The organism is Streptomyces lomondensis (assembly GCF_014651035.1).
GTDB classification, from domain to species: domain Bacteria; phylum Actinomycetota; class Actinomycetes; order Streptomycetales; family Streptomycetaceae; genus Streptomyces; species Streptomyces lomondensis.
On sequence record NZ_BMWC01000006.1, the window covers coordinates 258,831 to 279,773 of the forward strand.

Below are 20,943 nucleotides of genomic sequence, written 5' to 3' on the forward strand. Positions count from 1 at the left end.
CCGGTCGGGTGGGGCGGTGGCGGGGCGCTGGGCGGGCGCCGCCGGCATGCGCGTGCCGCGCCCGGCGGGGGAACCGGCAGCGGCGCCGCTCCCGGCCGCGGCGCCGGTCCGCGGCTCGTGCGCGGGGCGTGGCGGGGCACCGGGCCGCACGGCACCCGGGCGGCCGAAGGATTCAGCAGGCTCGGCGGGTGACGGTTCCGCGGGGACCGGGCGCAGGCGGGCGGTCGTCTCGGACGAGTTCCCCTCCGGGGCGCCGGTGCGGCGGGGCGCGGTGAGTCGGTAGGGCCGACCGGTCGTGTCGGAGGAGCCCTCGACCGGAGCGTCCGAACGGCCCGGCGAGGTGAAGCGATACGGGCGACCGGCCGTCTCAGACGAGCCCTCGACCGGAGCATCCGAACGGCCCGGCGAGGTGAAGCGATACGGGCGACCGGCCGTCTCGGACGAGCCCTCGACCGGAGCATCCGAACGGCCCGGCGAGGTGAAGCGATACGGGCGGCCAGTCGTCTCAGACGAGCCTTCGCCCGGAGCGTCCGAACGGCCGGGCGAGGTGAGGCGGTACGGGCGGCCAGTCGTCTGCGACGAGGCCTCGGCCGAAGTGTCCGCGTTGCTCGGCCGGCCGGACGAGCCCGGCGTGGGCGCATGGCGCGAGGGCGAAGGGGCCTCGCGCGGTATGGGCGGTTTATTCGAATCGGGGCGAGTCTCGCGGGTGACGCCGGGCGGCGTGTCCGGGATCCGGGCGGAGGCGCGGGGCGGGGGCGGGCTCGTGGGCTCGCCGCGCTGCGGGGCGGTGCCACCGAAGCTCGGGAAACGGGGGCGACTGGCAGAACCGCCGATCCCCCCGGACGACGTCACACCGCCCTGAGCCTCGCTCCCCCGTCCGGTGCCGGCCCCGGCCGAGGAGCCACTCATGCCGAAGCGCCCGCCGGAGGAGTCCCGGCCCTCAGCCCCGGAGCCGGTCGAGACCGCGTCGCGAGTCGCAGGACCGGCCGACGCCGCGTCACGAGCCACAGGACCGACCGAGCCCGCACCACGAGCCGCAGGACCGGCCGAGCCCCCCTCACGAGCCACAGGACCGGCCGAGCCCGCACCACGAGCCGCAGGACCGGCCGAGCCCCCCTCACGAGCCACAGGACCGGCCGACGCCCCGTCACGAGCTGCGGAGCCAGCCGAGACCCCGTCACGCGCCGAGGGCGGCCGCAGGGAAGCCGGCGCCGAACCCGCATGGGCACTCGCACCCGCGCTCGGCCCGCCCGTACCCGGACGTCCGCGCCCCTCCGTCTCCGCCGCAGTCGGTGAACGCCGCTCCGCGGGGACGTCGTCCGATGGCCTGCGCGGGTCGGACGTGCCCCGGGCCCCGGGGGCGGCAGGTCCCGACTGGTTCGTGGCGTGTGCCGAGGTCGGGCGGTGGGCGCCCCGCGTCGGACCATCGGCCGACTGGGCGGCGTCGGAGCCGTTCGCCGTGGTGTCCTCGGGTGGGTGGGGAGGACGGGGCGGGGTGGTCGGGCGCGGAGGGAAGGAGGCACGTCGCGCTTCCGTGCTCATGCACCCCCCGTTTCCTCGTACCCGGGCCGCTCGTTCTCGCGCGGGCCGGTGCTGTCCTGCCCGAGGCCCGGCTCCGAAGCTCCCGGGCACACATACCCGTACGGACGGACCGTCATCCCGGCACGGATCCCCGGCCGGCGCCGTCCCGCCGTACGTGCGCGTCACTCTACGGCTTGTTCCTGGGCGAACGGGAACCAGTCCACGAGGCCGGGGCATCTGCCCGGAACGTCCCCCTACCCTGCGGTAATCCAGTCTGGCAGGCTGCGTTCATGACTGCGCGCGCCGCCGACCGGGCCCGTTACGACCGGGCCACCGCCCATCTCGACGCCCCTCTCGCGATCGTGGACCTGGACGCCTTCGACGCCAACGCCGAGGATCTCGTCCGCCGGGCCGGCGGGAAGCCGATCCGGGTCGCCAGCAAGTCCGTGCGGTGCCGGGCGCTGCTGGAACGCGTCCTGGCCCGGGACGGCTTCGCGGGGATCATGTCGTTCACGCTCGCCGAGTCGCTGTGGCTGGCCCGGTCGGGGTTCGAGGACGTGCTGCTCGCCTACCCGTCCGCCGATCGCGCCGCGTACGCCGAGCTGGCCGGTGATCCCAAGCTCGCCGCCGCCGTCACCGTGATGGTCGACGACGTCGCCCAGCTCGATCTCATCGACGCCTCGCGGGGCGGTGGGCGTGAAGTGGTGCGTGTCTGCCTGGAGTTGGACACGTCGCTGAAGCTGCTCGGCGGGCGGGTGCGCGTCGGGGCCCGGCGTTCGCCGCTGCACTCCCCCGCCGAGGTCGCCGAGGTGGCCCGGGCGGTGGCCCGGCGGCCGGGCTTCGAGGTCGTGGGCATCATGGCGTACGAGGGGCACATCGCCGGTGTCGGGGACGCGGTGGCGGGCCGGCCGCTGCGGTCCCGCGCCGTACGGCTGATGCAGGCCGCCGCCAAGCGCGAACTCGCCGAGCGGCGCGCCGAGGTGGTGCGCGCGGTGCGGGCCGTCGCGCCGGGGCTGGAGTTCGTCAACGGCGGGGGTACGGGGTCGGTGCAGCACACCGCGGCCGAGGACGCGGTGACCGAGATCGGCGCCGGGTCGGGGCTGTACGTGCCGCGGCTGTTCGACAACTACACGTCGTTCCGCGGCCGTCCGGCGGCCCTCTTCGCCCAGCCCGTCGTACGGCGGCCGGGGGTGGGTGTGGTGACCGTGCTCGGCGGTGGGTACCCCGCCTCCGGCGCCGCCGGGGCCGACCGGCTGCCCGTGCCGTACCTGCCGGAGGGGCTGCGCTACGACCCTCAGGAGCAGGCCGGTGAGGTGCAGACGCCGCTGCTCGGCTCGCCCGCCGACGACCTGCTGATCGGCGACAAGGTGTGGTTCCGGCACGCCAAGGCCGGTGAGCTGTGCGAGCGGTTCGACGCGCTGCACCTGGTCGAGGGGGACGCGGTGACGGCGACCGTGCCGACGTACCGCGGCGAGGGCCACACGTTCCTGTAGCCGGCCGCCGCGTCGGCCGTTCAGTCCGACGGGCCGATGCTGCTGCCCACGCCGCCGCCCGTGTCCGCGTCGCCGAACGGCCGGATGCCCTTGGTGATGCGGTCCATGTCGGCGAGCGGCGGTCCGTCCTCGCCGGCGTCGAAGACGTACCGGACGAGGACCGGTGACTCGGTGCCGACGCTGGAGGGGAAGACGAGCGACTGGACGTAGCCGCCCGGTCCCTCGGCGGTGTGCACGCGCCAGCGCACGAAGTACCCGGCGCGGCCCGCCACCGCGACCGGCCCGGACTTGACGGCCCGGTGCGACTCGATGCCCCCGTAGAGCTCGCGGCCGAGCCTGTCGCGGTCGTAGGCCTCGTCGGCCGCGTCCTCGATGTCCGCCTTGGCGAGGGCCTCGGGGGACTTCTCGTCGTTCTCGGTGACCGTGCGGGAGAAGACGAGGCCGTGGCGGCAGAGGCCGACGCCGCCGGGGCAGTCGTAGGTGCCGTCCGTGGTCATGACGACGTCGTCCTGGGCGATGTGCTGCGGCCGGACCCAGCCGTCGAGCAGCGGGAAGGTGACGCCGTTGAGCTGGTCCTCGACGACGGCCGGGTCGTCGGCGGACGGCTCGGAGGCGGACGTCTCGGGCGTCGGCTCCGGCGCGCCGTTCGTGGCCGGTGCCGCGGGCGACGTCGCCGTGGGAGCCGTCCGCGGGTCCGTACCGCCGCCGTCGCCGTCGAGGGCGACGGCCGCGGTGACGATCGCCGCCACGAGGACGGCTCCGGCGGTGGTGACCGCGACGGCCCTGGTCCGCCCGGCGCCGCCGTCCGGAGGCGGGGGCACCGGGTCGGCGGGGGCCTCGGGCGCGTGGCGGTGCTCGGTCCAGGCCGTGCCGTCCCACCAGCGCTGGAGGTGCGGAGCGTGCGGGTCGGGATACCAGCCGGGCGGGGGCGTCATGCTCATCCCGGCACTGTAGGGCGAGTTCGCGGCCGTCCGGACACGCCTTACAGGGGTGTGACGTACGCCCCCGCGATGCCGCCGTCGACCAGGAAGTCGGTGGCGTTCACGAAGGAGGAGTCGTCGCTGGCCAGGAAGGCGACCGCGGCGGCGATCTCCTCGGCCTCGGCGAACCGGCCCAGCGGGATGTGGACGAGCCGGCGTGCGGCCCGCTCGGGGTCCTTGGCGAACAGCTCCTGCAGCAGCGGGGTGTTGACCGGGCCGGGGCACAGGGCGTTGACGCGGATGCCCTCCCGCGCGAACTGCACGCCGAGTTCGCGGGACATGGCGAGGACGCCGCCCTTGGACGCCGTGTACGAGATCTGGGACGTGGCCGCGCCCATCCGCGCCACGAAGGACGCCGTGTTGATGATGGAGCCCTTGCCCTGCCGGCGCATGTAGGGGATGGCTGCCTTGCAGCACAGGTAGACGGAGGTGAGGTTGACCTCCTGGACGCGCTTCCAGGCCTCCAGGCCGGTCTCCAGGATGGAGTCGTCGTCGGGCGGGGAGATACCGGCGTTGTTGAAGGCGATGTCGACGCTGCCGTAGGTGTCGTGGGCGGCCTTGAAGAGGGCCTCGACCTGTTCGGGGTCGGTGACGTCGACCTTCACGAAGATGCCGCCGGTCTCCTCGGCGGCCGCCTTGCCGCGCACCTCGTCGACGTCGCCGCAGACGACGTGCGCGCCCTCGGAGGCGAGGCGGCGGGCGGCGGCGAGGCCGATGCCGCTGCCGGCTCCGGTGACGACGGCGGTACGGCCGACCAGACGACGGCAGATGCTTTCCTGAGCGGTCACTGTGCGGGGCCCTCCGTGCTGATGAAGACGTTCTTGGTTTCGGTGAAGGCGGCCAGGGCGTCGGGGCCGAGCTCGCGGCCGACGCCGGACTGCTTGTAGCCGCCGAACGGGGTCCAGTAGCGGACGCTGGCATGGGAGTTGACGGACAGGTTGCCGGCGCGGACGGCCTGGGAGACGCGCAGGGCGCGGCCGACGTCCCGGGTCCAGATGGAGCCGGAGAGGCCGTAGGGGGTGTCGTTGGCGAGGCGGATCGCGTCCTGCTCGTCGGTGAACGGCAGCAGTACGGCTACGGGGCCGAAGATCTCCTCGCAGGCCGCCGGTGAGTCGGGCCGCTCCCCGGTGAGGACGGTCGGCGGGAACCAGAAGCCGGGCCCCTCGGGGGCGCTGCCGCGCAGGGCCGGGGCGTCGTCGGGCACGAAGCCCTTGACGCGGTCGAGCTGCTGCCGGGAGATCAGCGGGCCCATCTGGGTCTTGTCGTCGGCCGGGTCGCCCACCACCACGGCGGCCAGGGCCTCGGCGAGCAGTTCGCGGACCTCGTCGTAGACGGACTCCTGGACCAGGACGCGGGTGCGGGCGCAGCAGTCCTGGCCGGAGTTGTCGAGGAAGGAGAAGGGGTCGACGGCGGTCTTCAGGTCGGCGTCGGCGAAGACGATGTTGGGGCTCTTGCCGCCGAGTTCGAGGGTGACCGGCTTGACCTGGTCGGCGCCGAGCGCCGCGACGCGCTTGCCGACGCGCGTGGAGCCGGTGAAGACGATCTTGGCGACGCCGGGGTGCCGTACCAGCGCGTCGCCCGCGATGTCGCCGCGTCCGGGCAGGACCTGGAAGAGGTGCTCCGGGAGCCCGGCCTCCAGGGCGAGTTCGGCGAGGCGCAGGGCGGTCAGGGGCGTGGTCTCGGCGGGCTTGAGGAGGACGGCGTTGCCGGCCGCGAGGGCGGGGGCCGTCCCCCAGGCGGCGATCGGCATGGGGAAGTTCCAGGGCGCGATCACGCCGACGACGCCGAGCGGTTCGAGGATCGTGACGTCCAGGCCGCCGGGCACCGGGATCTGGCGGCCGGTGAGCCGCTCCACTCCCCCGGCCGCGTAGTCCAGCAGGTCGCGGACGTTGCCGGCCTCCCAGCGGGCGTTGCCGATGAGGTGGCCGGCCTCGCGGACCTCCAGGAGGGCCAGTTCCTCCAGGTGCTGGTCGACGGTGGCGGCGAAGCGGCGCAGCAGCCGGGCGCGGTCGCCGGGCGCCAGGGCGGCCCAGGTCCGCTGCGCCTCGCCGGCGCGGGCGACGGCCGCGTCCACGTCGGCGGCGGTGGCGCCCGGGACGGTGGCGACGACCTCCTCGGTCGCGGGGTTCAGGACGTCCAGCTGGTACTCGGAAGACAAGGGGGGCCTCACATGCGTTCGAAGGAGCGGCGCAGCTCCCAGTCGGTCACCGCGGCGTCGAAGGCGTCCAGTTCGACGCGCGCCATGTTGCGGTAGTGCGCGACGACCTCGTCCCCGAAGGCGGCCTTGGCGATGGGGCTGTTCTCCCAGAGCTCGGCGGCCTCGCGCAGGGTGGTGGGGACGTGGGCGAAGTCGGCGGCGTAGGCGTTGCCGGGGCAGGCCTCGGGCAGCTCCAGCTTGTGCTCGACGCCGTACAGCCCGGCCGCGACCAGTCCGGCGACGGCGAGGTAGGGGTTGACGTCGCCGCCGGGCAGGCGGTTCTCGAAGCGCATGGAGCGGCCGTGGCCGACGACGCGCAGCGCGCAGGTGCGGTTGTCCAGGCCCCAGGCGACGGCGGTGGGGGCGAAGGAGCCGGGCTGGAAGCGCTTGTAGGAGTTGATGTTGGGGGCGTAGAGCAGGGAGAAGTCGCGCAGGGCGGCCAGCTGGCCGGCGAGGAAGTACCGCATGACCTCCGACATGCCGCCTTCGCCGTCCCCCGCCATGACGTTGGTGCCGTCGGCGTCGGCGAGCGAGAGGTGGATGTGGCAGGAGTTGCCCTCGCGCTCGTTGTACTTGGCCATGAAGGTGATCGACATGCCCTCCTGGGCGGCGATCTCCTTGGCGCCGGTCTTGTAGACGGCGTGCTGGTCGCAGGTGACCAGGGCCTCGTCGTAGCGGAAGGCGATCTCGTGCTGGCCGGGGTTGCACTCGCCCTTGGCGGACTCGACGGTGAGGCCGGCGCCCGCCATCTCGTTGCGGATGCGGCGCAGCAGGGGCTCGATGCGGCCGGTGCCGAGCACGGAGTAGTCGATGTTGTACTGGTTGGCCGGGGTCAGGCCTCTGTAGTTGGCGTCCCAGGCCTGTTCGTAGGTGTCCTTGAAGACGATGAACTCCAGCTCCGTGCCGACCTGGGCGGTGTAGCCCAGCTCGGCCAGGCGCTCCAGCTGGCGGCGCAGGATCTGGCGGGGGGCGGCGACGACCGGTGAGCCGTCGTTCCAGGCGAGGTCGGCGTGGACCATGGCCGTGCCCTCGTTCCAGGGGACGCGGCGCAGGGTGGTCAGGTCGGGGTGCATGGCGAAGTCGCCGTAGCCGCGGTCCCAGGAGGACATGGCGTAGCCGTCGACGGTGTTCATCTCGGTGTCGACAGCGAGCAGGTAGTTGCAGCCCTCGGTGCCGTGCCGGAGCACCTCGTCGAGGAAGAAGCGCGCGGCGAACCGCTTGCCCTGGAGCCGCCCTTGCATGTCGGGGAAGGCCAGGACGACAGTGTCGATCTCACCGCCGGCGACGAGGGCGTGCAGCTCCTCGATGCTCAGCGGGGGTGTGCGGTCTGCCACGGGAGAGCCTCCTTCGGCTACTTCTGCGAGCCCGGGAGCCATAAGGTATTGCGGAGAACCATTGCTTGGGAAGGGGGTACGGCCACATGCCGAAGAGAGCGGGCGGCGAGGTGCGGGACCGGCTGGCGCCGGTGCTGCGGCCGGTACGCGCGGGCAACGGCTTCGAGGAGGCGCTGGAGCAGATCCTCCAGGTCGTACGGCTCGGCCTGGTGGCGGGGGGCGAGCGGCTGCCGGCGGAGCGGGAGCTGGCGGAGCGGCTGGGGATCAGCCGGGTGACGCTGCGCGAGGTGCTGAAGGTGCTCCAGGACCAGGGGCTGGTCGAGTCGCGGCGCGGCCGCTACGGCGGGACGTTCGTGCTGCCGCGCACGGACGCCGGCGGCGAGGACGAGCTGCGGCGCCGGGTCGCGGAGACCGACATAGAGGACGTGCTGCGCTTCCGGGAGGTGCTGGAGGTGGGCGCGGCCGGGCTGTGCGCGGCGCACGGGCTGGACGAGGAGCGGGCGGCCCGGCTCCGCGAGGCCCTGGCGCGCACGCGGGACGCGCCGCTCGCGGAGTACCGCCGCCTGGACACGCTGCTGCACCTGACGCTCGCCGAGCTGTCCGGCTCCCCCACCCTCACGGCGCAGTACGCGGCCGTGAGGGCGACCGTCAACGACCTGCTCGACTGCATCCCGCTCCTCGTGCGCAACCTGGAGCACTCCCAGCAGCAGCACACCGCCCTGGTGGAGGCCGTGATCGAGGGCGACGCCGACCAGGCGCGGGAGATCATGCGCGAGCACTGCGGGGGCACGGCGGCGTTGCTGCGCGGCTTCCTGGGCTGAGCCGGGACGGGTCCCGGCGGGCCGAGGATTTACTGGCGATTAACGCACGGGTCTTGCCTTCCCTCGGTCGGCACCGCAAAGGTATGGCTCCATTCCATTGAGTCGTACCCGTTCGAGCCCGTGACCGCCGCGCCCGTGGGAGTCTGCCCATGTCCCTGGAATCCACCAGCACACCCGCCCCAGAGGGCGACGACTATCTGGAGCGCAGAGCGCTCCGCCGCGGCAGCGCCGGCTGGGTGCTGCTGACCGGTCTCGGCGTCGCCTACGTCGTCTCCGGTGACTACTCGGGCTGGAACTTCGGCCTGACCGAGGGCGGCTTCGGGGGCCTGGCGATCGCCATGGTGCTCATGGGCGCGATGTACGCGTGCATGGTCTTCGCCCTCGCCGAGCTGTCCTCGATCCTGCCGACGGCGGGCGGCGGCTACGGCTTCGCCCGCCGGGCGCTCGGCCCCTGGGGCGGCTTCCTGACCGGTACGGCGATCCTCATCGAGTACGTCCTCGCGCCCGCCGCGATCGTCATCTTCATCGGCGACTACGTCGAGTCGCTGGGCCTGTTCGGCCTGGAGTCCGGCTGGCCGATGTACCTGGTCTGTTTCGCGATCTTCCTCGGCATCCATCTGTGGGGCGTGGGCGAGGCGCTGCGGTTCAGCTTCGTCGTCACCGGCATCGCGGTCGTCGCCCTGGTCGTGTTCGCGCTGGCGGCGCTGCCGGACTTCTCCTTCGCCTCGCTGGACGACATCCCGGTCGACGCCTCGGCCGCCGGGTCGAGCTCCTGGCTGCCGTTCGGGCTGCTCGGCATCTGGGCGGCGTTCCCCTTCGGCATGTGGTTCTTCCTGGGCGTCGAGGGGGTGCCGCTGGCCGCCGAGGAGACCAGGGAGCCGGCCCGTACGCTGCCGAAGGCGATCCGCTGGTCGATGGGCATCCTGGTGGTGCTGGCGGTGGTCACGTTCGTCGCGGCGGCCGGGGCGCGCGGCTCGGCCGCGATCCAGGAGGCGGGCAACCCCCTGGTGGAGGCGCTCCAGCCGGACGGCGAGGCCACGACGCTGAGCCGGATCGTGAACTACGCGGGCCTGGCCGGCCTGGTGGCGTCCTTCTTCTCCCTGATCTACGCGGGCTCGCGCCAGCTGTTCGCCCTCTCCCGGGCGGGCTACCTGCCCCGCTTCCTGTCCCTCACCAGCCGCCGCAAGGCGCCGTACCTGGGCCTGCTGGGGCCCGGCACGATCGGCTTCCTGCTGGCTGCGGTGTCGGGCAACGGCGCGCGGATGCTGAACATCGCCGTCTTCGGCGCGACCATCTCCTACGCGCTGATGTCCCTGTCCCACATCGTGCTGCGCCGCCGCGAGCCGGAGCTGCCGCGGCCGTACCGGACGCCGGGCGGGGTGCTGACCTCCTCGGTCGCCCTGGTGCTCGCCTGTGCGGCGCTGGTGGCGACGTTCCTGGTGGATGTGACGGCGGCGTTCATCGCGCTCGTGGTCTACGCCGTGGCCGTCGCGTACTTCGGCCTGTACAGCAGGAAGCGGCTGGTGGCGAAGGCGCCGGAGGAGGAGTTCGCGGCACTGGCGGCGGCCGAGGCAGAGTTGGCTAGGGACTGAGGCGTTCGACTGTGAGGGAGTTTCCGTGGCCAGGCCGTTGATCGGGGTCAGTACGTATCTGGAGTCCGCCGCGCGCTGGGGCGTGTGGGAGCTGGACGCCGCCCTGCTGCCGGTCGGCTATCCCCGGCTGGTGCAGCGGGCGGGCGGCCTGGCCGCGATGCTGCCGCCGGACGACCCGGCGCACGCCGCCGCGGCCGTGGCCCGGCTGGACGGGCTGGTCATCGCGGGCGGGCCGGATGTGGAGCCGGTCCGGTACGGGGCGGAGCGCGAGCCGCGGACGGGGCCGCCGGCGCCGGAGCGGGACGCGTGGGAGCTGGCGCTGATCGAGGCGGCTCTCGCCTCGCGTGTCCCGCTGCTCGGCATCTGCCGGGGCATGCAGCTGCTCAACGTCGCGCTGGGCGGCACGCTCGTGCAGCACGTCGACGGGCACGCGGAGGTCGTGGGCGTGTTCGGCGGGCATCCCGTCAAGCCGGTGCCGGGGACGCTGTACGCCGGGATCGTGCCGGAGGAGACGTCGGTGCCGACGTACCACCACCAGGCCGTGGACCGTCTCGGCGAGGGCCTGCTCCCGTCGGCGTACGCGGCGGACGGCACGGTGGAGGCGCTGGAACTGCCGTCCGGCGAGGGGTGGGTGCTGGGTGTGCAGTGGCACCCGGAGATGGGGGAGGACGTCCGGGTGATGCGGGCGCTGGTGGAAGCGGCGGCAGCGCACTGACCCCCAGGGGGCTCCGCCCCCTGGACCCCCGGGCCTGCGCCCACCCACCACCCGACACGGTCGGCCAAGAGGCGGCCTCGGCCCCATCACATCCAGCCCGTCCGGCGCTTGAGGACGAGGCCGTTCAGGCCGATCGGGGGTCCAGGGGGGCGGAGCCCTGGCGGGGTCGAAGGGGCGGAGCCCCTGGGGACGGGACGGGTAGGGGCGGCGGGGGCGAGAAACTCAGCCCCGCGTCAACGACAGCAGATCCCGTGCCGGCCCCGTAGGCCGATGCCCCGTAGGCCACACCGCCCTCAGGTCACGGGCCAGTGCGACGCCCTCCACCGGCACCCGCACCAACCGCCGCATCGCCAGCTCCTCCCCCACCGCCAGTTCGCTCAGCACCGCCGGCCCGGCCCCGCTCACCGCCGCCGCCTTCACCGCCGTGGTGGAGGAGAGTTCGATGAGCGGCCGGGCCAGCCCGCCCAGCGCCGCGTCCAGCACCTGGCGCGTGCCCGAGCCCTTCTCGCGCAGGATCAGCGGCGTCGACGCCAGTTCCTCCGCCGCGAGGGGACGCCGACGGCGAGCCCAGGCATGGGCGGGCGAAGCCACGACTATCAGCCGGTCGTGGGCGATGACCACCGAGTCGAGCCCCGTCGGCACCGTCAGCCCCTCCACGAAGCCCAGGTCCGCCTCGTCCGACAGCAGGCGTTCGGCGACCACCGTGGAGTTGCCCGCGTGCAGCGACACCGCCGTATCGGGCCGCTGCGCCCGCAGCGCGAGCAGCCAGCCCGGCAGCAGGTACTCCGCGATCGTCATGCTCGCCGCGACCCGCAACCGCGAGTCACGGCGGTCGCGCAGCGCCTGCGCCCCCGCGTCGAACGCCTCCGCCGCCTCGACGATCCGCCGCGCCCAGTCCGTCACCAGCGCACCGGCGTCCGTGAGCCGGGACCCACGCGGCGAACGGTCCACCAGCGCCACGCCGAGCTGCCGCTCCATCGAGCGGATCCGGCTGCTGGCCGCGGGCTGGGTGATGCCCAGTTCCCGCGCGGCCCCGCCGAGGCTGCCGAGCCGCGCCACCGCCAGCAGCAGTTCCAGCGCACCGAGGTCCGGCACCCGGTGCGCCAGGGACGCGGCGACCGCCGGGCCGCCCTGCTCATCCGTGTTGCTCATAAACCCAGCTTATGCCGCCATAGAGGCAAACTCCCTGGTGGTGCGCCTCCCCCGGCCGCACCGTATGAGTCATGGTCACCGCAGCCCGGCCCTTCGAATGCCCCCTCTCCGTCCGTCATCTCGGACCCAACTGGTACGCCACCGTCATGGGCACCGCCGTCGTCGCCACCGCCGGCGCCTCCCTGCCGGCGCACCTTCCCGGGCTGCTGCGTCCCGCGCTCGCCGGAGTCTGGGCCCTGGCGTTCGTCCTGCTCCTGACCCTGCTCGCCGCCCGGGCCGTGCACTGGGCCCGGCACCGGGACCAGGCCCGCGCGCACCTCCTGGACCCGGCGACGGCACCCTTCTACGGCTGCCTCGCCATGGCCCTGCTCGCCGTGGGCGGCGGTGCCCTCGCCGTCGGCCGGGACGTGATCGGCGTGCGGGCGGCGGTCGCGCTGGACGCCGTGCTGTTCACCACCGGTACGGCGATCGGGCTGGCCGCCGCCGTCGCCGTGCCGTATCTGATGGCCGTACGCCACCGGGTCGAGCCCGGGCAGGCGACGCCCGTCTGGCTGCTGCCGCTGGTCGCGCCCATGGTGTCGGCCGCCGTCGGGCCGCCGCTGGTGCCACATCTGCCGCCCGGTCAGGCCCGGGAGACGCTGCTCCTGTTCTGCTTCGCGCTGTTCGGGCTCAGCCTGCTCGCGACCCTGCTCATGCTGCCGCTGGTCTTCTCCAGGCTCCTCACCGGCGGGCCGCTGCCCCTCGCCCTTACGCCGACGCTGTTCCTGGTGCTGGGGCCGCTCGGGCAGTCCACCACCGCCGTCGGCGCCTTCGCGGACGCCGCCCCGGGAGTCGTGCCGGAGCCGTACGGCCAGGGCTTCGGTGTCCTCGCCGTGCTCTACGGCGTGCCCGTGACGGGGTTCGCGCTGCTGTGGTTCTGCCTGGCCGCCGTCCATGTGCGGCGCGCCCGGCGGCACGGGATGCGGTTCTCGATGACCTGGTGGTCGTTCACCTTCCCGGTCGGTACGTGTGTCACGGGCGCCGGGGCGCTCGGCCGGCACACCGGGCTCGTGGCGTACGCGGCGCCGGCGGTTGTGCTGTACGCGGTGCTGGTCGTGGCGTGGGGCACCGCCGTGGCGGGCACCGTGCGCGGACTGCTCAGGGGCGAGCTGCTCGCAGGGCCCGGCCCAGCACCCGGGGCGCCTCGGCCAGCGACGGCCCGTACCACGTCAGGTGCCGTCCGCTGACGAGCGCGCAGGGCAGGCCCGGGAAGGCCTCCGGGCCGTCGTCGGCGGTGAAGCGGTACGGCTCGTCGGGGAGGACGACCACGTCGGGTGCGCAGGCGCGGAGTTCGTCCAGCAGGATGCGCGGGTAGCGGTCGGGGTGCGTCGCGTGTACGTGGTCGACGCCGAGGCGGGCGAGGACGTCGCCCGCGAAGGTGTCGCGGCCGAGCACCATCCACGGGCGGCGCCAGATCGGCACGACCGCCGTCAGGCGGGTGGCCGGGCGCGGCAGGGACGACCAGGTCTCCTCCGCCTCGTCCAGCCAGCGCGGGCGGGCCGTCACCCCGCAGGCGTCCAGGACCCGGGCCAGTTCCCGGAAGGCCTGGGGCACGTCGCGGACCTCCGTCACCAGGACCTCGACGCCCGCCGCGCGCAGGGCCGCCAGGTCGGGTTCGCGGTTCTCCTCCTCGTTCGCGATCACCAGGTCGGGTGCGAGGGAGAGGATCCGGTCGGTCTTCGGGTTCTTCGTGCCGCCGACGCGTACGGCGTCCAGGCCGGGCGGGTGCGTGCACCAGTCGGTGACGCCGACCAGCGTGCCGGGTGCCGAACGGGCCACGGCCTCGGTCAGCGAGGGGACGAGCGAGACCACTCTCACCGGCGTGGCCGGTCCCGGACGGCCTCGATGTGCTCCGCCACAGCGACGACGATCACCCGGGTGTCCGACTCCGCCGCCCGCCAGCGGTGCCGCACGCCGCCGGTGAGGTACAGGGTGTCGCCGCGGCCGAGGCGGTAGGCGCGGCCCTCCGCCTCGATCTCCACCGCGCCGTCGGCGACGTACATCAACTGGTCGTTGCGGTACTGGAATTCGCGGCCCGCGTCGTGGTCGCCGATGAACTCGGAGGCGTGCATCTGGTGGTGGCCGCGCACCAGGGAGCGGGCCCGGGGCTGGGGCAGCGGCTCGGCGCCGTCGGCGCGCACGACGTCCACGCTGCACGCCGGGTCGGCGGCGGCGAGGAGCTCAACGGCGGTGGTGCGCAGGGCGTCGGCGACCTTCTCCAGGGAGCTGCGGCTGGGCCGGGCCCGGTCGTTCTCGACCTGGCTCAGGAACGGGACCGACAGGCCGCTGCGCTCGGCCACGACGGCGAGGGTGAGGTCCAGCGCGCGGCGCCGCCGGCGCACGGCCGCGCCCACCCGCAGGGGCTGCTCTTTGTGGTCGCCCATCGCTCCGGCTCCCTCCTTCGCCCGTCGATCCGCTCCCTGTGCGCCGGTGTCCCGGCGCACTTCTTCTGTTGAGTTGTCTGCACCCTACGCATGTTCGGCAAACCGTTTCATGCGCCCGTCACATCGATGTCATCCAGGGCGGTGCGCGACCCCTCAGTTCGCGCCAAGGGATCCACCGCCCTCGCGAGCGAGGCGCGGATTCCTCCTGTGGAAGGGACAGGGGGGAGAGCGGGTTCGGGGGGTGGCGTAGCGCTCTGTGGTTGTCCGGATCCCGCTCGTGGGATCGGAGGCGGGGTGGGACACGGCGTGTCGCGCGTCCCACCCCGGAACCCTACTGCGGCGTCATCCGGTCCACCATGTCCGGGTGCTGCTTCAGCCAGGCGGCGACGGCCTCTTCCTCGTGGCCCTGGCCGCGGTCCTTGATCTCGCTCTCCAGGCTGCCGAGCTCGTCCTCGCTCATCCTGAAGCCCTTGATCCACTTCGTGAGCTGCGGGTACTGCTCGGGGAACTTCTCGCTGGAGATGGTGCGGATCGTGTTGCCCTCGCCGAAGGCCTTCTTGGGATCCTTCAGCTTGGTCAGCTCGTAGTCGCTGTACGCCCAGTGGGGCGACCAGAGGGTGACGGCGATCGGCTCCTTCTTGGCGTAGGCGCGCTTCAGTTCGGCCAGCATGGCCGGGGTGGAGCCGTCGACGACCTCGTACTCCTTGTCGAGGCCGTAGGCGGGCAGGACCTTGTTCTTCGCCAGGTCCATCTCGCCGGTGCCGGGCTCGATGCCGATGATCTTCCCGTCGAAGGTGGCGGCCTTGCCCTTGAGGTCCTCCAGGGAGTCGACGCCCTTGACGTAGGACGGTACGGCGATCTCCAGCGAGGTCGGTTCGTACCAGGTGCCGAGGTCCTTGAGCCGGTCCTTGTTCCGGTCCCAGTAGTTCTTCTGGGCGTAGGGCAGCCAGGCGTCGAAGTTGAGGTCGAGATCGCCCGAGGCCAGACCCGTGTAGACGGGGCCGACGTCCATCTGCTTCAGGTTCATCCGGTAGCCGCGCCGCTCCAGGACGTTCTTCCACAGGTAGGTGACGGCGATGTCCTCGTCCCAGGGGAACCACGCCACGTCCAGGGGCCGCTCGGCCTCGGCGGGCGTGCTGCCGCCGGCGCCCTGGACCGGGGCGAGCTTGTCGACGTAGCCGGGGTGCTGCTTCAGCCAGGCGCGGACGGCGTCCTGCTGCTTGCCCTTGCCCGCCTTGTTGATCTCGGCTTCGAGGCTGGTGAGCTCCTTCTCGCTCATGCTGAAGTCCTTCAGCCACCGGGCGACGGTCGGGTCGTCGTCCGCGAAGCCCTTGCGGGACAGGGTGTGCACGCCGTCGCCCTCGCCCCAGGCGCCCTTCGGGTCCTTGAGCTTGGTCAGCTTGTAGTCGTTGTACGCCCAGTGCGGCGACCAGAGCGTGACGACGATCGGCTCCTTCTTGGCGTACGCGCGCTTCAGCTCGGCCAGCATGGCGGGCGTGGAGCTGTCGACGACCTTGTACTCCTTGTCGAGGCCGTACTCCTTGAGGACCTTGCTCTTCAGCAGGGCCATCTCGCCGGCGCTGGACTCGATGCCGGTGATCTTGCCGCCGAACTCGGAGGCCTTGCCCTTGAGGTCCTCAAGGGAGTCGATGCCCTTCATGTAGGAGGGCACGGAGAGCTCCAGGGACGTCTTGTCGTACCAGGCGCCGAGGTCGTCGAGCTGCTTGCCGTACTTCTTCCAGTACTGGGCGTGGGTGGTGGGCAGCCAGCCGTCCGTCTGGAAGTCGACGTCGCCCTGGGCGAGCGAGGTGTAGAGCGGGCCGGCGTCGAGCTGCTTGGCCTCCACCTGGTAGCCGCGCTGCTCCAGGACCTCCTTCCAGAGGAAGGTCGAGGCGACGCCCTCGTCCCAGGGGATGTAGCCGATGGTGATCTTCTTGCCCTGGCCGACGTCCTTGCCGCCGGCCACGGCCGATCCGGTGCCGCTGCCGCCGAAGACCCCCATGCCGCCCGAGACGAGCGCGAGGACGACGACGCCGATCACGGCGACGGCCGGACGGGGGCGGTACGACCAGATCTTCAGCCCCTGGGCGGCGCGCAGCCGGGCGGCGGCGCGGCGGCCGAGCGGGGAGACCTGGGTGCCCAGCGCGCTGGTGATGCGGTCGAGGTAGATCGCGAGGATCACGATGGCGACACCGGCCTCGGCGCCCAGCCCGACGTTGAGCTGGCCGATGGCCTGGTTGACGTCGCCGCCGAGGCCGCCGGTGCCGACCATGCCGGCGATGGCGGCCATGGACAGGCCGAGCATGATGACCTGGTTGACGCCGGCCATGACCGTGGGCAGGGCGAGGGGGAGCTGGACGCGCAGCAGGGTGTTGCGGGGTGTGGTGCCGAACGCGTCGGCGGCCTCGACCAGTTCCTTGTCGACCTGGCGGATGCCCAGCTCGGTCATGCGCACGCCCGGGGCGAGCGCGAAGATCAGGGTGGCGACGATGCCCGCGGAGGCGCCGGTGCCGAAGAAGAGGATCGCCGGGATGAGGTAGACCATCGCGGGCAGCGTCTGCATGAAGTCCAGGACGGGCCGGACCAGGCCGCTGACCCGGTCGGAGCGGGCCGCCCAGATGCCCACGGGGATGGAGATCACCAGCGCGATGACGGTCGCCACGAGGACGAGCGCCAGGGTGATCATCGCGTTCTCCCACAGTTCGAGGGAGTCGATGAACGCGAATCCCGCGAAGGCGAGGACACCGGCGAGCGTGCCGCGCAGCCAGAAGGCGATCACCGCGAAGATGCCCGCGAGCAGCAGCGGTTGCGGAGCCTGGAGGACGGCGTTGATGCCGTCGTAGAGGCCGAGGAAGACGGTCTTGCAGAAGTCGAACAGCCAGCCCATGTGGGTGGTGAGCCAGTCGACCGCGTCGTTGACCCAGGTGCCGAGCTGAATCCTAGGCACGGGCGATCACCTTCTCTCCGTCCTGGTCGCGCGGGGAGTCGCAGGGCCGCGGGGCGGCGTCCCGCTCGTCGCCGAGGAAGCCGACCAGCCGCTGCCGCGGGACGACGCCGACGAGCCTGTTGTCCTCGTCGACGACGGAGACGGGGTGGGAGAGCCGGGCGCTGATCGCGCACAGCTCGGTGAACGGGGTCTCGGCGGTGGCGGTCTCGCAGGCGCAGCCGGGGCCGTCGCCGGTGACCGAGGTGTCCATGAGCTCGCCCGCGGTCAGGACGCGGGAGCGGTCGACGTCCTGGGTGAAGGAGGCGACGTAGTCGTTCGCCGGCCGCAGCAGGATGTCCTGGGCGGTGCCGGTCTGCACGATCCGCCCGTCGCGCATGACGGCGATGCGGTCGCCCAGGCGCATGGCCTCGTTCAGGTCGTGGGTGATGAAGACGATCGTCTTCTTCAGCTTCTGCTGGAGCTCCAGCAGCTGGTCCTGCATGTCGCGGCGGATCAGCGGGTCCAGGGCGCTGAAGGACTCGTCCATCAGCAGCAGGTCGGCGTCGGTGGCGAGGGCGCGGGCGAGGCCGACGCGCTGCTGCATGCCGCCGGACAGCTCGTCGGGCCAGGACTTCTCCCAGCCGGCCAGGCCGCACAGGGCGAGCGCCTCGTCGGCGCGGCGTACGCGCTCGGCGCGGGGCACGCCCTGCACTTCCAGACCGTAGGCGGCGTTCTCGCGCACGCTGCGGTGCGGGAAGAGCGCGAAGTGCTGGAACACCATGCTGATCTTCTTGGAGCGGACCTCGCGCAGCTCGCGGTCGCCGAGCGCGGTCAGGTCCTGGCCGTCGAAGCGCACCTGACCGGCGGTCGGCTCCAGCAGGCCGTTCAGCATGCGCAGCAGGGTGGACTTGCCGGAGCCGGACAGGCCCATGACGACGAAGATCTGGCCGGGCTCCACGGTGAAGGAGGCGTCGATCACGGCGGCGGTCGTGCCCTCGGCGCGCAGCTCCTCCCGGTCGGCTCCGCTCCTTAGCCGCTCGACCGCCTGGTCCGGTCTCCTGCCGAACACCTTGTACAGGCTCTCCGCCTGAATGCTGACACGTGCACCTCAATTTCCACGGCAATAGAACAGAGCGCAAACAGTTGAATTGCGCAACCAGCCTCGCTGCGGGGCGGCGCCTCCCCCCGAACCCGGATCCCAAACGCACAAGTGGGGCGCATCACATATGAGTCGAGTGACTGTCGGTGCCGTGCGGCATGATGCGTGACGTGACCGGACGACTGATGCTCCTCGACACCGCTTCCCTGTACTTCCGCGCCTACTTCGGCGTCCCCGAGTCGGTCAGGGCACCGGACGGCACACCGGTGAACGCCGTGCGCGGCCTGCTCGACTTCATCGACCGCCTGATCAGGGACCACCGGCCCGACCAGCTCGTGGCCTGCATGGACGCCGACTGGCGGCCGCACTGGCGTGTGGAGCTGATCCCCTCCTACAAGGCGCACCGCGTCGCCGAGGAGCACGCGGCCGGGCCGGACGAGGAGGAGGTGCCCGACACGCTGTCGCCGCAGGTGCCGGTCATCGAGGCGGTGCTGGACGCGGTGGGCATCGCGCGCGTGGGCGTCGCGGGCTACGAGGCGGACGACGTGATCGGCACGTTCACCGCGCGGGCGAAGGGCCCGGTCGACATCGTCACGGGCGACCGCGACCTGTACCAGCTGGTGGACGACGCGCGCGGGGTGCGCGTGCTGTACCCGCTGAAGGGCGTGGGCACCCTGCAGCACACCGATGAGGCGGTGCTGCGTGAGAAGTATGGGGTCGACGGGAGCGGGTACGCGGATCTCGCCCTGCTGCGCGGCGACCCCAGCGACGGCCTGCCGGGCGTGCCGGGCATCGGCGAGAAGACGGCCGCCAAGCTGCTGGCCGAGTTCGGCGACCTGGCCGGGATCCTGGCGGCGGTCGAGGACCGCCGGTCGAAGCTGACGCCGACCCAGCGCAGGCGGCTGGACGAGGCGCGCCCGTATCTCGCGGTCGCGCCGAAGGTCGTCCGGGTCGCGGACGACGTACCGCTGCCGGACGTCACCACGGCGCTGCCGCGGGCACCTCGCGACCCGGCGGCCCTGGAGGCACTGGCGGCCCGCTGGGGTCTGGGCGGGTCGCTGGAGCGGCTGCTGGCGACGCTCGCGGTGTGACGAGACGGGGGCCGACGCCCTTCCTGGGGCCGACGCCCTTCATGAACCTCTCATGCGAGAGGTGTTAAGTGGGGGCGAGGTGCTAACTTAGGTAACCCTAACTATGCGAGACAGGGAGGTCCTCATGGCAGAGCGACCGGGACGCCAGCCGCGCAAGCCGCACTCCGCTCAGGTCGTCCGCACCGAGCGGCTGACTCCGCACATGCAGCGGGTGGTGCTCGGTGGCGAGGGCCTCGCCGACTTCGCGGCGGACACCTGCACCGATCACTATGTGAAGCTGCTGTTCCCGCCCGAGGGCGTGACGTATCCGGAACCCTTCGACATGCAGCGCATCCGCGACGAGTTCCCGCGCGCACAGTGGCCGGTGACCCGGACCTACACGGTGCGCCAGTGGGACGCCGAACACGGCGAGCTGACCCTGGACTTCGTCATCCACGGCGACGAGGGCCTGGCCGGCCCGTGGGCCATGCGCGTGCAGCCGGGCGAGACCGTGCGGTTCATGGGGCCCGGCGGGGCGTACGCACCCGACCCGGACGCCGACTGGCATCTGCTCGTCGGCGACGAGAGCGCGCTGCCCGCGATCGCCTGCGCCCTGGAGGCGCTGCCGCGCGGGGCCAGGGCGTACGCCTTCGTGGAGATCTCCGGCCCCGAGGAGGAGCAGAAGATCGACTCGGACGTCGAGGTCGTCTGGCTGCACCGCGGCGACCGGCCCCTGGGCGAGGCGCTGGTCGAGGCCGTGCGGGGCCTGGAGTTCCCCGAGGGCCGGGTGCACGCCTTCGTCCACGGCGAGGCGCACTTCGTGAAGGAGCTGCGCCACCTGCTCCGGGTCGAGCGCCACGTCCCGCGCGAGGACCTGTCGATCTCCGGCTACTGGCGGCGCGGCCACAACGAGGACGGCTGGCAGGCCTCGAAGCGGGAGTGGAACGCGCGCATCGAGGCGGAGCAGGAGAGCACGCCGGCCGCCTGAGGCACGCGGCCAGGAGGAGGCTCAGTCCCCGCGCACCCGCGCGTGCAGATGCATGTCGTGCCGGCCGTCCGGCTGAAGCGCGGCGCTGCGCTTGGTGCCCTCCAGGGCGAAGCCGGTGGCGGCGGCAACCCGGCAGGACGCCTCGTTGCGCACGGCGTGCAGCAGCTCCAGCCGGTGGAAGCCGACCTCGTCGAGGGCCCAGCGGGTGAGCGCGGTCGTGGCCCGGGCGGCGACGCCCCGGCCCCGCGCCTCGGGGGCGGTCCAGTACGCCACCTCCGCCGTCCCGTCGTCCAGCCGTATCTCGCGCAGCGCCACCCGCCCCAGCAGCGCGCCGGAGTCCGCGTCGACGACGGCCCACTGCGCCTCCCGCTCCTCCTCCCACGCCCGCTGCCAGTCGCGGATCCAGCCGGCGACCTCCTCTTCGGAGTCGGCGGTCCGGGCATGCCACTGGTGCATCACGGGGTCCTGGAAGACCTCGTACACCGCGGGCGCGTCCCCGGCCCGCCAGGGGCGCAGGAGGAGTCCGCCGTCGGCGGGGAGGGTGGGCTGCGGGCGGTGGGCGAGAGTCCCGGCGGTCAGGACCGGGCCGATGAGGAAGGGCATGCCCGCATCCTGACAAGCGGGCCGCGGGC

General features: G+C 72.9%; 17 protein-coding genes. 7 read left to right on the forward strand and 10 right to left on the reverse strand.

The window, feature by feature from the left end; all coding sequences use genetic code 11:
- Positions 1-1,811 precede the first annotated feature (1,811 nt).
- Complete coding sequence (locus IE255_RS22015) at positions 1,812-3,014, forward strand: amino acid deaminase/aldolase (RefSeq protein WP_190052070.1); 1,203 nt, start codon at positions 1,812-1,814, stop codon at positions 3,012-3,014.
- A 20-nt stretch (positions 3,015-3,034) separates the two neighbouring features.
- Here the strand turns inward: IE255_RS22015 and IE255_RS22020 are convergent, their stop codons facing one another.
- From IE255_RS22020 to IE255_RS22035, 4 genes are read right to left on the reverse strand one after another with little or no spacing between them, the layout of a single operon-like run.
- The gene (locus tag IE255_RS22020; RefSeq protein WP_190052265.1) at positions 3,035-3,949 is read right to left on the reverse strand and encodes a DUF2510 domain-containing protein; all 915 of its coding nucleotides are present in this window, start codon (positions 3,947-3,949) and stop codon (positions 3,035-3,037) included.
- 47 nt (positions 3,950-3,996) lie between these two features.
- Positions 3,997-4,782, reverse strand: coding sequence for a 3-oxoacyl-ACP reductase (locus IE255_RS22025; protein WP_190052071.1), 786 nt, complete (start codon positions 4,780-4,782; stop codon positions 3,997-3,999).
- Complete coding sequence (locus IE255_RS22030; RefSeq protein WP_190052072.1) at positions 4,779-6,152, reverse strand: aldehyde dehydrogenase family protein; 1,374 nt, start codon at positions 6,150-6,152, stop codon at positions 4,779-4,781. Before IE255_RS22030 ends, IE255_RS22025 begins: the two co-directional genes overlap by 4 nt.
- Before the next feature lie 8 nt (positions 6,153-6,160).
- Positions 6,161-7,525 carry a glutamine synthetase family protein gene (locus IE255_RS22035; RefSeq protein WP_190052073.1) on the reverse strand — a complete coding sequence of 455 codons (1,365 nt, stop codon included), beginning with the start codon at positions 7,523-7,525 and terminating at the stop codon, positions 6,161-6,163.
- 86 nt (positions 7,526-7,611) lie between these two features.
- Here IE255_RS22035 and IE255_RS22040 point away from each other — a divergent pair, with 86 nt between their 5' ends.
- From IE255_RS22040 to IE255_RS22050, 3 genes are all read left to right on the forward strand, one after another.
- Positions 7,612-8,346, forward strand: coding sequence for a FadR/GntR family transcriptional regulator (locus tag IE255_RS22040; protein WP_190052074.1), 735 nt, complete (start codon positions 7,612-7,614; stop codon positions 8,344-8,346).
- 149 nt (positions 8,347-8,495) lie between these two features.
- Positions 8,496-9,938, forward strand: coding sequence for an ethanolamine permease (gene eat, locus IE255_RS22045; RefSeq protein ID WP_190052075.1), 1,443 nt, complete (start codon positions 8,496-8,498; stop codon positions 9,936-9,938).
- Positions 9,939-9,963: 25 nt separating this feature from the next.
- Positions 9,964-10,653, forward strand: a complete 690-nt coding sequence (locus IE255_RS22050) for a gamma-glutamyl-gamma-aminobutyrate hydrolase family protein (RefSeq protein WP_229906523.1) — start codon at positions 9,964-9,966, stop codon at positions 10,651-10,653.
- Positions 10,654-10,875: 222 nt separating this feature from the next.
- Here IE255_RS22050 and IE255_RS22055 read toward each other — a convergent pair whose 3' ends face one another.
- Positions 10,876-11,805 (reverse strand): LysR family transcriptional regulator, encoded by a 930-nt coding sequence (locus IE255_RS22055; protein ID WP_190052076.1) that lies wholly within the window; start codon positions 11,803-11,805, stop codon positions 10,876-10,878.
- A 71-nt stretch (positions 11,806-11,876) separates the two neighbouring features.
- Between IE255_RS22055 and IE255_RS22060 the strand changes: the two genes are divergently transcribed.
- Positions 11,877-13,031 carry a TDT family transporter gene (locus IE255_RS22060; RefSeq protein ID WP_190052077.1) on the forward strand — a complete coding sequence of 385 codons (1,155 nt, stop codon included), beginning with the start codon at positions 11,877-11,879 and terminating at the stop codon, positions 13,029-13,031.
- On the opposite strand, the gene IE255_RS22065 is transcribed toward IE255_RS22060, so the two are convergent.
- The 4 genes from IE255_RS22065 to IE255_RS22080 form a co-directional block, all read right to left on the reverse strand.
- Positions 12,943-13,662 carry a helical backbone metal receptor gene (locus tag IE255_RS22065; RefSeq protein WP_190052078.1) on the reverse strand — a complete coding sequence of 240 codons (720 nt, stop codon included), beginning with the start codon at positions 13,660-13,662 and terminating at the stop codon, positions 12,943-12,945. The two genes, IE255_RS22060 and IE255_RS22065, sit on opposite strands and share 89 nt — an antisense overlap.
- Positions 13,659-14,228 (reverse strand): helix-turn-helix domain-containing protein, encoded by a 570-nt coding sequence (locus IE255_RS22070; protein ID WP_190052079.1) that lies wholly within the window; start codon positions 14,226-14,228, stop codon positions 13,659-13,661. Before IE255_RS22070 ends, IE255_RS22065 begins: the two co-directional genes overlap by 4 nt.
- 331 nt (positions 14,229-14,559) lie before the next feature.
- Entirely contained in the window at positions 14,560-17,175 is a 2,616-nt protein-coding gene (locus IE255_RS22075) for an ABC transporter permease/substrate binding protein (protein ID WP_190052080.1), read from the reverse strand.
- A complete protein-coding gene (locus IE255_RS22080) occupies positions 17,168-18,223 on the reverse strand; it encodes a quaternary amine ABC transporter ATP-binding protein (RefSeq protein ID WP_190052081.1) in 1,056 nt (351 codons plus the stop codon). The genes IE255_RS22075 and IE255_RS22080 overlap by 8 nt, the downstream gene beginning before the upstream one ends.
- 215 nt (positions 18,224-18,438) lie before the next feature.
- Here IE255_RS22080 and IE255_RS22085 point away from each other — a divergent pair, with 215 nt between their 5' ends.
- Together IE255_RS22085 and IE255_RS22090 are read left to right on the forward strand one after the other, a co-directional pair.
- Positions 18,439-19,344: a 5'-3' exonuclease gene (locus IE255_RS22085; RefSeq protein WP_190052267.1), complete on the forward strand. Its 906-nt coding sequence runs from the start codon at positions 18,439-18,441 to the stop codon at positions 19,342-19,344.
- 124 nt (positions 19,345-19,468) lie between these two features.
- Entirely contained in the window at positions 19,469-20,311 is an 843-nt protein-coding gene (locus tag IE255_RS22090) for a siderophore-interacting protein (protein ID WP_190052082.1), read from the forward strand.
- Between the two features lie 21 nt (positions 20,312-20,332).
- Here the strand turns inward: IE255_RS22090 and IE255_RS22095 are convergent, their stop codons facing one another.
- Complete coding sequence (locus IE255_RS22095; RefSeq protein ID WP_190052083.1) at positions 20,333-20,914, reverse strand: GNAT family N-acetyltransferase; 582 nt, start codon at positions 20,912-20,914, stop codon at positions 20,333-20,335.
- Positions 20,915-20,943: the final 29 nt, after the last annotated feature.